Origin of the sequence: Mesorhizobium sp. B3-1-8 (assembly GCF_006439495.1) — a bacterium.
Classification (GTDB): domain Bacteria; phylum Pseudomonadota; class Alphaproteobacteria; order Rhizobiales; family Rhizobiaceae; genus Mesorhizobium.
This window is the reverse complement of sequence record NZ_VFTK01000055.1, coordinates 19,044-30,716: the sequence shown is the minus strand read 5'-3', so window position 1 is coordinate 30,716 and position 11,673 is coordinate 19,044. Positions and strand designations below refer to the sequence as shown.

The window sequence follows — 11,673 nt, the reverse complement described above, 5'->3', positions numbered from 1 at the left end:
CCGATCCCACTACAGGATCGGCAACCTCACAGATCGCGATCACTCCCGAAAGGTGGCCCCAAAACACCGCTTACCGATGAAGTAACGGATGCCGTCCTTCTCGGCGAGGAGGTCTGCAAACGGCTGGTTATGCACGTCGTCGTTCAGATTGCGAACGCCCTGAAACCCGTTTCGGACAAGAGCCTCCGCAGCCAAGACTTCTCCTAGCAGGCCAAGTTTCGAGGTGCGGCGAACCCGTGCAATGATGTCTTCCATTACCCTCCCCCGTCGATCCTTACCGCATTATGAAGCATCCGGCAGGACGCGCCAGAGACGCGGGTCGCCCGGCGTATGGTGCTTTCGCTGACATTGAAATCGACCGCCAACTGGGGAATCGACACCCCGGCGGCAGACCTAATGGCAATCGTTTGCCGCTGATACTGCGTCAGCTTCGGCTTGCGGCCGAACTTGACGCCGCGGGCCATTGCCCGCTCGCGGCCGATCGCCGTGCATCGCAGAATGTTGTGGCGCTGCCAGTGCGCGGCCCAGCCGACGACGAACATGATGAGATCAGCCATCTCTGAGGTCGTGTCGATAAACGGCTCGTCCAGCAGCCGCAGGCCAGCGCCCCTGCTCTGGATGACGCGCAGGACGGTGAGTAGGTCAAGGGGATTACGGGCGACACGGTCGGTGGCGATCGCCAGCACCTGGTCGCCTGTCCGAAGTTGGCGCAGCATAGCTTGTAGCCTTGGGCGCTGCGCGTCCTTGCCGCTAATCTTTTCGTGATAGATACATTCGCAACCCGCAGCCTTCAGCCGGTCGAGCTGGTCACCAAGGTCTTGGCCGTCGGTCGAGACGCGTGCATACCCATATTTCATCCACACGCGCCTCCCGGCTGTTTCAAAACTCACGAGATTTGCAACATCCCCTGCCCTGTTATTTTTGTAGGTGTTTCCGATATCGGTCACGACCGTTTGCCTAAACTTTGTGCAAAAAAGCCAATGCCAAGTTAATTAGCGAATGCTTATGTTCTATCTCAAATCTCGTGATTTCTGCCTAAACCTGCCGTCTCTCCAGCCTCCTTCCTACAGGTGCACAATTGAGACGCAGCGCAGCCCTGCCCTTCGCCGTGGCCAAACCGACTCCGCGGCCTCACCCGGCCAAACAGTCCTGGATCTTGTCGCTTGCACTGACATTAGCACTGGCCGCCACGCCAGCTTTCGCCCAGGAAAAGCTTTCCCTTGATGTTGCGGTGCCGGTCGTCAACGTGCCGTCCGAGCTGTTCGCGCCCAATGGCAAAGCGGCCGACTTCCTCGGAATAGGTCTCGGCCAGACGGTCGAGGACATCCGTAAAATCCTGGCCGGACAGAACTTTTCCAACGAGAACCCATCGGGCCGTTTTCTGCTGGACGAGGAGTACTATACTGTCGAGATCGTCGCCTCCGGGCCTAACCGCTACTTCAGTGACGTGATCTGGTCCGGCCCAGAAGACGTCTCGGTCAGCCAAAGTTTCCGAGTGGAATTTTCCTCGCCGCTGACAGGCCAGCGCTCAAGGGATGTCCGGCGCTTCGTCACCTACAAAGGAGGCAGGGGTCCGCTGCTGGCAACGCTTCGCTCGGCGATCCTCCAGAAATACGGTCCTCCGAGCGCCGATCGCCAATCGGGCTTGGTGTGGTTCTGGGACCATGGCCGGCTTGTCAAAAGCAATGCCGGTGACAAGCAGATGCTCATCGGTATCAAAACCAACGGCGATTATGTGCAGGAGGTGACCTACGCCCTCGTCGATGATGCAGGCTGGAGGGCCGACACCGACCAGATCGAGCAGTTTCAGAAGTCCGTCGAGGACCGCGCCAAGCAGATGCGCGACTCCCACGCCACCGCGCCCAAGCTCTAGATTGCATTCCACAACAACGGAGGAAGATCGTGAATATGATTTCGTGCGCCCGGATTCGGGTCGCGGCGCTCGCCGCCAGCCTTTCGGTGCTCGCCTTTCCGAGCGCCGCCAAGGACATTGTTGGTTTCGTTGATCAGGTGACCGCGAAGACCAATCCGAGCCCGATCCTCATCCTACACAACAAGGAGGGTTGGTTCTCCAACATGATCGATACGATCAGGGCGCGGCTGGACGCCAAGAACTACAAATACGACCTTACGAGCTACAATCAGGGCGACCGGCCGCGCGACATCGCCCGGCCGTACAACTGGCCGAGCTACGGCGCGGTCTTTTGCTTCGGTCAGAATATGGATTGTGATTGGATCAAGGCCCAGGCCGACGGCAAGGGCTTCGAGGGCGATTTCTACAACGCCACGTTGGACAAGCGGTAGGCGTTATGACCTTCATGCGCGCGTTCGTGTGTGTTGCCGGGGCGATAGTTATTCTGTCCGCCCCGACAATGGCTCAGGACGAGCAACCCCAGCCCACTCCGACACAGAGATTCAAGCTCGACCAGCGCGACGGCTGCTACCGCTACATTGGGGACGCCGTTGAGTTTGTCGGCCACTTCAAGGCCGGGAGCTATATCGGCATTTCCATGATCACTATCGGCCGCGACGGCCTGCCAACGCCGGCTGCCGATGAAGAACGGACACCGGCAATGGACCTGCCGGAGTGGAAAAGCACGTCGCCGCACTTCTGGTTCGGTCCGACGACAGCCAGTCGCGATTACGCAATCACATTTGTTCCTCGCGCGGCCTGGGGAAGCGCCGCAATCGTAACGATCTGCGGGCGCCAGACTCCGCCTGAAAACTGAGCAAGATTGCAACTGCTGGCTAGCTGTGGGCGCGTCTTGGTCAACAACCCGTTGGGCGGGCTGGGAGCGCGAGGGGCGGGTCAGGGGCGCCCTCGCCTGGCCTCAGCCGGTTAACACCGGTCTGAGGTCATCCGGACGCAAAAAACCCGGGGCATCGCTGCCCCGGGCCAAGTGTCCGACCTCTATTCGGCGGCGAGCGCCGCCTCGGCGGGATTTCCACCGGTCGGACTGACCGGCATCCGCAGTGCTGCGGGAAGCCAAGCCTTGCCGTCCAGTTCCTTCTCAGCCTCCAAGACGCCCTCCGGTTTTGGGCCGCGTTCGACCGCTTTTGCCGCATCTTCGGCACACCCGGCCTCGAGCATCACATCGGCAATGTCCGCTTTCGACAGCCGCGAGAGGAACGCCGCTTCCGGTGTCCACCACAGACCCATGTTGAGCCCGACCGCCTCAGCCATCAGGTCGGCATGGGCTATGCGCTCCTTGCTGCTTTCATGGCGGGCGACCACCGCGTTCAGATTGGCAGCCGTCACCACTGCCAAGAGGTCAAGCTGCACCTCCTGTGGCTGCGCAACCAGCCACGGCCAGAGGTCGGCGGGGTTTCCGGGGATACGCTCCGCCCAGCCTTCCATAACCTCGTTCCATCCGATCAAAGCACGGCAGGCGTCCGGCTCCTTAATCGAGGGCGCGAGGTTGCGACGTTGGCCGGTGACCTCTACCGCCGGCTCGATGCGGGCATGGTAGTCATAGAAGACCCGGCTTACCAACGCATGCAGGATGCCAACCAACGCCACGTCTGGGCGGTTCGAGAGCTCGACACGGAGCGCTGCCGTGCGGATGGCGGTCAGTTCCTCGGTCAGCGCTGCCGATAGGCCAGCGGCTGTGTCTTCAACTTCTTCCTCGTGGGCGGCCACATCGCCGTCCCCGTTGCCTTCTTCATCCACATTGCCGCGCTGCAATACCGCAAGAGCCTTGCGGTCTTCGGCCTTCACCAGTCCCGGCATGACCTGCAACGTGCCGCCATGGGAGATACCCACGACACAACCGGCCAGCGCCATTTCCTGCGCGTCAAAGGCTTCTGCCGCCTTCTGGATGGCCTCGATGCGGCTTTCCAGCGCCTGCAACTTCACTTCATCGGCCTCGATTTGCGGGTTGCCCGCGGGATAGGCGTCAAGAGCTTCCGCCAGTTCATCGTATTCCAACCCCAGCGCCGCCAGTTCGGCTTGCTCCGCCTCGGTCGGGTCGCGTCGCACCGCGTGAATGCGCCCGAACCCGCCGCCGTGGATGAACGTGGTGTCGAGGCTGATTTCCGCCCATTTCCAGCCCAGCGGACGCAACGTGTCGGCCGCCGCGTCAAGTCGCTCACTGGCGAGCTTCACCAGCAAGGGCCGGTCTATCAGGAACGTCAGGCCGTCCTCGGCGAACAGGTCGCGCAATAGTCCACCTCCCGCATCTTCATAGGCTTCGATGCCGACAAAGCGAGCCAGCCGGTCGTTGCCGCGCACGTGGGCGCTGGTCAGGAAGGAACGAAGATTGGCCGGGTTGCGGCTCCATCCATCCTGCTCGAACCAAGCCGCCTCCTGCGCGCTATGGTCATCGGTGACAGCAAGGGCCTTGGCCTGCTCAAGCGTGAGTTCCCCGGCGCGCATGACATCAAGGATGCGTGGCGAGAGATTGGCGAGTTTCACACGCTGGCGCACGGTAACAACCGACTTGCCAAAGCGGGCGGCGATGTCCTCAGCCGCCATGCCCTGCTCCACAAGGTCGCGATAGGCAATGACCTCGTCCACAGGATGCATCGGCTCCCGCTGGTCGTTCTCCGCCAGCGAAATCTCTGTGTCGCTGCCTTCCTCCCGCAAAACAGCCCTGACCGGATAGTCCTTGGTCACGGCGGTGCCCTGTACGGTGCGACCTTCCTCCAGCAGCAAACGCAGCGCCCCCAGACGCCGCCCTCCGGCGACGACCTCGAACTTGGCTCCCTTCGGGGCCTTGCGGGTCACAAGGTTGTGGATAAGGCCGTGGGCCTCGATGCTGGCGGCCAGTTCCCTCCTGCCCGCCTCGGAATTGACGCGGCGGACGTTGGCCTTGCCCGGCACCAGCTTGCCGAGCGGGATGGTGATTTCATTCGTATTCATGGTCTTGCTCCTTGTTGGTTTCAGGGATTGACCTGAAGGGTTCAGGCCTCCCTGAACCCCTGCCTCGCGGCGAGCAGCGGGGAGCGTGGGGGCAAGCCTCGGCGGCGGAGGGGTATCCCCGGTCTGCACGGAGCGAAGCGCAGGAAGATGGGGGAAGCCGCCGGCGAGGCTTGCGGGGAGAGAGGGCCGCGCGCCTCTCTCCTGTCCAGCGCTAAGTATGTCGCCACGCCATCATTGATAGCAGTGCCAGCAAACGGCTCGACATCTCTTGCCTAAACGCGGAAGCTTATTGCTCTGACTTCGACGATACCCAACGGGTCATTTTTAACAGCTTTTTTCGCTCATCGAAGATATGGTCGAGGAGTTCCATTTCTTCGTCCGTCAAAAGCGCTCTATCGCCCCACTGCTCGTAGCGCGATCTGTCCGCGCGCGTCACTAAATTTTGAAGTTTCTCATCCACTACAGTTATGTTGCTGCGCACAATTGAGAAGATCTCGTCGTGAGGATAGTCGCGACCGAATTGAATCTCACCAGACCTGGTTCGCTTATCGTCCATAAGTGTTCTCCAAGCCGCCACGACATTGAGCCGCGGCCTGCTATAGGTCAGTATCCGCCAGGCCTTTCGTTTTCTGAGGTGGAAGGGGATGCTGGTCGCCGCCGTGACCGGGTGCCGGTCCATGAAGAGGACAGCCAACGGATGATAGACTTTATCGAGCGTCATTTTCGCTCGAGCCAAAATGTGTCGTCGTCGCCCGAGCCATATCGATGCACCGTCACTTACGAGCTTGCAAAGAGCAGCAAATCCAAATGTGAAAGCTGAGACAGGTAACCAGTCGCGCAATACTGAAGGCGTCGGTACAGGTTGGTCGGGAAATTTCCAAAGTGCGAAGGACACAGTAGCCAGCGCCGCCAAAAGCCAAAACGGCAGGCTTCGCATGGAGTCCGTCACCTTCTGAAGAGCTCCCAAGCTCGTATCAAGATCTGGCATTTACCGCTCCTCGTTATCGATCCTCGCCCGCAGTGACATTTCCACTACCACGCTGATCTGACCGGTCCCCAGCTACCATGGCTCAAGCATTTCCGGAAACCCCGGCACCACCTTGGCGAGGTCAATCTCTGCAAGCCTAAATATAGGGAGCAAAGGTGCTAATGCTCGGGATAGCTTTAGACACGTCGCGGATCGGTGCAGCCGTGCCATGCCGGCGGCCGCAAAGAAAAAGAGTGTACAAAGCGGAAGCACCGAAATGCCCGCCAGCGGGACCAAGTCAGTTCGGTGCTGGAGAAAGTTCGTGGCCCTGAGACCGGTTCAACAGGGTGGCCGAAGGAGCATCAGCATAGCGCCGCCGCCAGGCGGGATGCGGGGCCGACCGTCCCGAAGGGCGCCGTATGACAAAGCGCCCTCCAATAAGGATTCCACGCGAAGCAACATCAGTTGCCGCATTTTGGCTTATACACCATAGTGGATGTGTCGCTTGGGTTCAGATGGGAGGGGGCTATGTCTGGCCATGAGCTTGGCCGATATACTGGCCAACTGATCTTGCAGCCGTTGGCCGATGGCCGCAGGATGAGGGTGGTCAAGAAATTCGGCTTTGAGGAAGCCGATGGACTGCACTGGCGTGTCCCTCCTCGCACGATAGTTGATGGAGCATCGATACCTAAGCCGCTTTGGTCGCTACTCGGCGGGCCATTTGAAGGGAAGTATCGCGACGCGTCCGTGGTGCACGACTACTATTGCGATGCTCGTAGCGCGGATTGGCGATCGGTTCATTTGATGTTCTACCGCGCGATGCTGGTGTCGGGTGTCTCAGTGCGCCGAGCCAAGGTGATGTATGCGGCGGTCTATTTCGCCGGGCCTCGTTGGAGCGAAACAGTTGTAGAGAACGTGACTCTCGGCCGGCCCGCGGTACCAACTGCTCTGGGAGAGGACTTACTGTTCTGCCTTAGGCACGACCCTTTGGTACTTGCGGTCAGTGACACCATTGAGCGTGACCGAAAATCCGCTCGCGAATGGGGCGGAAGCGGATCCTCTGGCAATACGAACTCCGACATTATCCTCAACGTGGATAGGCTCGTCGAGGTGATTGATCGCGATAACCCGCCTTTGCGGGACCTCGAGGCTGCGATCGACGGCGCCGTGTACTTTATCACCGACGATAAAGAAGCTCCACGCAATGTGTCAGTGGGTGCCTTGGCGCCGTCGGCGGAACCCTAAACCATGGCCGACGCGCTTCCATCTCCCGTCCGGGTCCAATTCGAAGACCTGTATACACCTGACGTTTCTGCGCTGAATGACAGCCTCATCCCTTACGGCCGATGGAGTGAGGCGCACATTGCCACACAGCTCCCCGTCGTTTTGGTGTGGCCGCCTAAAATTTTGAAGCGCATAGACGTTTTGAACGGATATCTCGCGGTTGGCGGCTGGCCGTCGCGGGTGTCAACGGACGCATGGCAGACCATGCATGACATCGTTCACCAGATGATTCCACTCGTCCAAAACGAGATCATATCTGGGATTAGGCTGATGGCCGCGGCCGCGATCCGAGACGACGGCTCTCGCGCCGTTGCGATACGTGATCAGGTCCTCTCATCCTTCCTTGCTTCCAAGATGTTCTCCACCGCTCGAGCGCTAACCAATTACATATTGGAGGAGGAATCTCCCCTGGATTGGGGAGATGAATTCAGCGGGCTGCACCCGATCTATTCAAACAATCTGATCCATGGTTTGTCCTTTCTGGCTCGTGATGCCCACAACTGGGCAGGCTGGACCGATGCCGACCTTTGGTTGGGCGAACGAGACGATCGCTTTCGGCTGTTCGTTCCAATTTGCCCTAAGCCTGGGGACAGCAATGACGCCTATTCACTTTCGCCAGGAGAGGTGCGCCAACTCATCATCCCACAACTACTCGGCTCGGGCCGGAGTGATCAGTTCACTCGTGATCATATACGACAAGTTGCTTTTGAACCTTGGCGGTCCGTTTCGCATGGCTTGATTCTGCGCGACGAGATTTTCGTTGACTCCAGAACCTTTTCGGCAAGCCACGGGTCGAAAGACGAGATTGTAGCGGTCGTAGCGGATCGCACGCTCGCTTGGCTAAGCCAGTTTCCGCCGGATGACCGTCGGCGCCAATTTCTAAAGATGGAGCGCTCATTGAAGCCGGTTTCCATCGAGGTCGTGGCCTTGATTCGACAAACGACCGCGTTTGACCTGTAGCAGATTTGAGGGAGGCCGCGCGCCTCTCTCCCAACCGCGGCAAACAAGGGCGTACAAGGCGGAAGCACCGAAATGCCCGCCAGCGGGACCAAGCCAGTTCGGTGCTGGAGAAAGTTCGTGGCCCTGAGACCGGTTCAACAGGGCGGCCGTAGGAGCATCAGCATAGCGCCGCCGCCAGGCGGGATGCGGGACCGACAGCCCCCGGCGAAGGGCGCCGTATGGCAATCGGCATCTGGCCGAATGCCGCCCGCCCACGACGAGAATCCGGAATTGAACAGATTTGCCCAGAGCTAATTCGCGGTGCTTGCCTTTGGCTAGCCAAATGGATCTGAACAGCAAGATCAATCGCGGGACGCAAATCTCAAGCCGATTTATCCCCGTTTCGGCTATATTCGATAATCAAGTATCAAAGCTTTGACCAGGCGGTAAGGTGGTTGATACTTGCAAGAACACTTTTCTTGAAATATGACTCTCCTGGGTGCCAAGGATTATTGATCCTAAGGCTGTGGGAGGGGATGACTCGAATGGCGCGGCCAAGTAAGCCAACAGGCGTTGATCGCAACGTCACAAAACGTCCCACCAAAAAGTCCGTTCTTAGCACGGCCGAGGCTATCAAGATTCACGCGGGGGCCGTCGACCGCCTCGCGTCAGCAATAGCAGCGCGATCTGCCAACTTCTCACTGAGCGACGTAAGCTTCGCTCTACACGCTCTGCCGCCATTGACAGTAAGCCAAATTCTTGACGCTCTCCATCCTTTTTTCGGCCTTGCGCCGGACGACAAATTGAGCGGCGACCAAAAGGTCGCCGATCTTTACAGGGGTGGGCCGGCATTTTTTGTTTCAGGATTTGAGGACCTCGATAACCTCAAACCTTTCCGCCAGCGAGGTCTTAGCCTCACTGCCGAAGACATAGCGAATGTTGTCACGATAAAGCAACTGGTGGGGGTAATTTTATGGGGACTGCATCAAGCAAGGAAAGCTGGCGACAGCTAAGTCAACTGGCGAAGGTTACTTGTACCGTCGGCGCTTTTATGTTTAGCGGCCCACTCCTCGGATTCGCATATGCAGCATCTTCAGCCGGGAGCAGCAGCCAGTCCGAGTTGAACCGTTTGAAAGCCGAAAACCTCCGGCTGAAGGCCGAGCTTGCTCGTGTGAACGGACTTCTCAAAACGCAGAGCCAGTCGTCAAAGACCGCGGCAGACGACTATCCCGAAATCAATCCCGCCGAGCTCGCAAAGAAACCCAGGCAGCAGGTTTATGTCCGCAAGGACAAGCTGAATGCGCTATACTATTTGTATCCACAAGCTTCAGTGGATGCGAAGGGCGCATCGGTCACGTGGTCAAACGACTATCTTAAAGACACTCAATCATTGGCCATCCAAGGGTTCGTGAGCTATGTACCTTCGGCGCCTTATAGCTTCCACGCGGAAGTTAACAGTGACCCATCGCTAAGCCAGGTTGACGTTCCGCTGCAATTATCGCGCTACGCAGCAGGTCCCTATGTCTACGGATCCGGGACGATAGGTTCACCCAGAAAAGCCGGCGAAAAAAGTGCACTCCAGGTCGGCCTCGACAACCAGTTCGAAATTGAGGGTGGCGGTGTCTTCAAACTACAAACGCTCGGAATCTCACCCTACTATCAGACCGATTTTCGCGGTGAAGCTCAAATCTACGGCGTCACAGCCCTGTGGGAGCCCTACAGGCCTGGATGGAGTCTTGGTGGAACCCGCAACAACGGTCAGAGTCTGGTCAGCATGTACTGGCGTGCCATCGCCGAGGCGGATGTGTTTCGCGTGGCGAAAGCTGGCGAGACCTCTTACAAGGATGACACCAATACCGCGCTCTTGGGCGGTACTATTTCCCTGAATGGCGTCCTTTTCCAAAATATGCCCGAAGTTGGCGCTGCCTTGTGCGGGCGCATCGGCTTCAATGCACAGTATCAGTACTTTTGGGACGCCGTCTCTGGGAACGATTTGCATAACCTGCACGGCGAAGTCGACTATAACATTAGCGGGAAGAAGAACTATGCGACGCGGCTCTGCCCCGACAGCCCAGCCAGCGCATCGGGAGCTGTCGGCACTACGGCAGTAGCCCTAACCTATGATGACGGGACCGATAAGGACACCCGGGAAAAACGGAAAAAGCTCCAGTTGCAGCTGACATATCAATACTGAATCCATCGTCAGCGTCGTTTTAGGGCGCGCGAGCGTTTGCATTTGCGCTTGCCTGCCGTCGTATATCGCCGGCTTCTTGCCGTTGGCCGATGGGCCTACTGCAACAAATCGCTACGCAGCTCCGCGCAGCCGCGCGTCGCCAGCCATCGCGCTCGCGCCAAGTGCGATGCCCAGATCCGACGCGCCCGTTCGGGTTCGCGCTGAGGGTCGATGTTTAGGATAACTCGCGCCACGTGTCTCCAATCGGCAGCCTGCGCTTCCGCGACCAGCAAGGCGGCGAAGGTTGCGATATGCGCCACGTCGTAGGCTGTGACGGCGGCCAGGTCGGGCGGCTCATCTTCAATCTTGCGTTCAGAGGTGGGAAATTGCGCCCAAGCTTCTGCTTCTGGCGGAGGCGCGTCGACATAGCGGCCAATCGAGGTCAGGTGCGACGCGATCTTGTCCCGCAGGTGATCGCGGTTGCCGTAACGAGCGTCGATTTCCTCGAGCTTCTTGTACAGCCCTCTGCGCCTGCCCCGCGGAACATCGGCATCGCCCATAACGTAGTGACCGGGGCTAACGGCGCAGATGTCGCAGCCGGTTGCGGCCACCTCCTGCACGAACGCCGGAATGTCCTTTTCTCGCATCCGTTTCATTTCAAGAGCCTCTCCGCATAAGCCCTATCATAACGCAGTGGATTTGCAACCAGGCCGTGCACCCGCGCTCCCCTTTGGGAAGGTGCTGTCTTTGTGCTGCCGGTCACCGCGTTAGTTGCACATCAGAGGATTGGGGGATATGAGCTTGCCTGGGGGCTAGGAGCAAAATGATGTCCAAAGAAGCCAACAATAACCTTATTGAACTTACTGCGGATATCGTTTCCGCCTACGTCCAGAAGAATGCGGTGCCAGTGTCTGGACTGCCCGACTTGATCGCGAGCGTAAATTCGGCGTTGTCTAATATTGGCCAGGCGGCTCCGGCAGAGGCGCCCGCCCCCAAGCCGGCAGTCAATCCCAAGAGATCCGTGTTCCCGGACTATATCATCAGCCTTGAAGACGGTCAGAAATACAAGTCGCTCAAGCGCCATCTGGCAACGAGACACGGCATGACGCCCGATGAATACCGCACGAAGTGGGGCTTGGCTAAAGATTACCCTATGGTTGCCCCGAACTATTCGGCCACGCGCTCGGCGCTCGCGAAATCGCTGGGTTTGGGACGGAAGCCTGTGGCGGCCAGAAAGCCAGCCGCAAAACGCAAGGCGAAAGCCTGAGTGTAGGTCAGCGAGCCAAATGGAGGCCTAGGCATGGGGGGAAACGGAAACGATCGTGTCCACGCCAGATCCCTCGAGCAGGCCAGTCCGAACCTTTGGGACTTTGCCGGCCTCAATGAGGCGGCAAATGCTGCCCTCGAAGTCTATGGCGCGGACGCAATCACTGCCGCGGCCCATTGCGC

General features: G+C 58.9%; 13 protein-coding genes. 8 read left to right on the top strand and 5 right to left on the bottom strand.

What is annotated here, in order from left to right:
- Window positions 1–39: 39 nt before the first annotated feature.
- A complete protein-coding gene (locus tag FJ424_RS31490) occupies window positions 40–255 on the bottom strand; it encodes a hypothetical protein (RefSeq protein WP_140659586.1) in 216 nt (71 codons plus the stop codon).
- The gene (locus FJ424_RS31485; protein WP_246677403.1) at window positions 255–947 is read right to left on the bottom strand and encodes a recombinase family protein; all 693 of its coding nucleotides are present in this window, start codon (window positions 945–947) and stop codon (window positions 255–257) included. Before FJ424_RS31485 ends, FJ424_RS31490 begins: the two co-directional genes overlap by 1 nt.
- Before the next feature lie 209 nt (window positions 948–1,156).
- On the opposite strand from FJ424_RS31485, the gene FJ424_RS31480 reads away from it, so the two are divergent.
- From FJ424_RS31480 to FJ424_RS31470, 3 genes are read left to right on the top strand one after another with little or no spacing between them, the layout of a single operon-like run.
- Window positions 1,157–1,873 (top strand): hypothetical protein, encoded by a 717-nt coding sequence (locus FJ424_RS31480; RefSeq protein WP_140659587.1) that lies wholly within the window; start codon window positions 1,157–1,159, stop codon window positions 1,871–1,873.
- Between the two features lie 29 nt (window positions 1,874–1,902).
- Window positions 1,903–2,304, top strand: coding sequence for a hypothetical protein (locus tag FJ424_RS31475; RefSeq protein ID WP_140659588.1), 402 nt, complete (start codon window positions 1,903–1,905; stop codon window positions 2,302–2,304).
- A 5-nt stretch (window positions 2,305–2,309) separates the two neighbouring features.
- Window positions 2,310–2,729, top strand: coding sequence for a hypothetical protein (locus FJ424_RS31470; protein WP_140659589.1), 420 nt, complete (start codon window positions 2,310–2,312; stop codon window positions 2,727–2,729).
- Window positions 2,730–2,911: 182 nt separating this feature from the next.
- On the opposite strand, the gene FJ424_RS31465 is transcribed toward FJ424_RS31470, so the two are convergent.
- Window positions 2,912–4,861: a ParB/RepB/Spo0J family partition protein gene (locus FJ424_RS31465; RefSeq protein ID WP_140659590.1), complete on the bottom strand. Its 1,950-nt coding sequence runs from the start codon at window positions 4,859–4,861 to the stop codon at window positions 2,912–2,914.
- 286 nt (window positions 4,862–5,147) lie between these two features.
- On the bottom strand, window positions 5,148–5,849 hold the full coding sequence (locus tag FJ424_RS31460; protein WP_140659591.1) for a hypothetical protein: 702 nt from the start codon (window positions 5,847–5,849) through the stop codon (window positions 5,148–5,150).
- 507 nt (window positions 5,850–6,356) lie between these two features.
- Here FJ424_RS31460 and FJ424_RS31455 point away from each other — a divergent pair.
- The 4 genes from FJ424_RS31455 to FJ424_RS31440 all read left to right on the top strand — a co-directional run bounded on the left by FJ424_RS31455 (window position 6,357) and on the right by FJ424_RS31440 (window position 10,245).
- Window positions 6,357–7,073, top strand: a complete 717-nt coding sequence (locus FJ424_RS31455) for a DUF1353 domain-containing protein (RefSeq protein ID WP_140659592.1) — start codon at window positions 6,357–6,359, stop codon at window positions 7,071–7,073.
- Between the two features lie 3 nt (window positions 7,074–7,076).
- Window positions 7,077–8,072, top strand: a complete 996-nt coding sequence (locus FJ424_RS31450) for a hypothetical protein (protein ID WP_140659593.1) — start codon at window positions 7,077–7,079, stop codon at window positions 8,070–8,072.
- A 524-nt stretch (window positions 8,073–8,596) separates the two neighbouring features.
- Window positions 8,597–9,064: a hypothetical protein gene (locus FJ424_RS31445; protein ID WP_140659594.1), complete on the top strand. Its 468-nt coding sequence runs from the start codon at window positions 8,597–8,599 to the stop codon at window positions 9,062–9,064.
- A 107-nt stretch (window positions 9,065–9,171) separates the two neighbouring features.
- The gene (locus FJ424_RS31440; RefSeq protein WP_140659595.1) at window positions 9,172–10,245 is read left to right on the top strand and encodes a hypothetical protein; all 1,074 of its coding nucleotides are present in this window, start codon (window positions 9,172–9,174) and stop codon (window positions 10,243–10,245) included.
- A gap of 95 nt (window positions 10,246–10,340) precedes the next feature.
- Here FJ424_RS31440 and FJ424_RS34195 read toward each other — a convergent pair whose 3' ends face one another.
- Window positions 10,341–10,880, bottom strand: coding sequence for a hypothetical protein (locus tag FJ424_RS34195; protein ID WP_246677402.1), 540 nt, complete (start codon window positions 10,878–10,880; stop codon window positions 10,341–10,343).
- Between the two features lie 170 nt (window positions 10,881–11,050).
- Here FJ424_RS34195 and FJ424_RS31425 point away from each other — a divergent pair, with 170 nt between their 5' ends.
- Complete coding sequence (locus FJ424_RS31425; protein ID WP_140659596.1) at window positions 11,051–11,491, top strand: MucR family transcriptional regulator; 441 nt, start codon at window positions 11,051–11,053, stop codon at window positions 11,489–11,491.
- The last annotated feature ends 182 nt before the right edge of the window (window positions 11,492–11,673 follow it).

Bases quoted from the DNA above. Each gene is read 5' to 3' on its own strand.
- FJ424_RS31490 (WP_140659586.1), bottom strand. From the start codon at position 255: ATGGAAGACATCATTGCACGGGTTCGCCGCACCTCGAAACTTGGCCTG.
- FJ424_RS31470 (WP_140659589.1), top strand. From the start codon at position 2,310: ATGACCTTCATGCGCGCGTTCGTGTGTGTTGCCGGGGCGATAGTTATT.
- FJ424_RS31465 (WP_140659590.1), bottom strand. From the start codon at position 4,861: ATGAATACGAATGAAATCACCATCCCGCTCGGCAAGCTGGTGCCGGGC.
- FJ424_RS31460 (WP_140659591.1), bottom strand. From the start codon at position 5,849: ATGCCAGATCTTGATACGAGCTTGGGAGCTCTTCAGAAGGTGACGGAC.
- FJ424_RS31455 (WP_140659592.1), top strand. From the start codon at position 6,357: ATGTCTGGCCATGAGCTTGGCCGATATACTGGCCAACTGATCTTGCAG.
- FJ424_RS31450 (WP_140659593.1), top strand. From the start codon at position 7,077: ATGGCCGACGCGCTTCCATCTCCCGTCCGGGTCCAATTCGAAGACCTG.
- FJ424_RS31445 (WP_140659594.1), top strand. From the start codon at position 8,597: ATGGCGCGGCCAAGTAAGCCAACAGGCGTTGATCGCAACGTCACAAAA.
- FJ424_RS34195 (WP_246677402.1), bottom strand. From the start codon at position 10,880: ATGAAACGGATGCGAGAAAAGGACATTCCGGCGTTCGTGCAGGAGGTG.
- FJ424_RS31425 (WP_140659596.1), top strand. From the start codon at position 11,051: ATGTCCAAAGAAGCCAACAATAACCTTATTGAACTTACTGCGGATATC.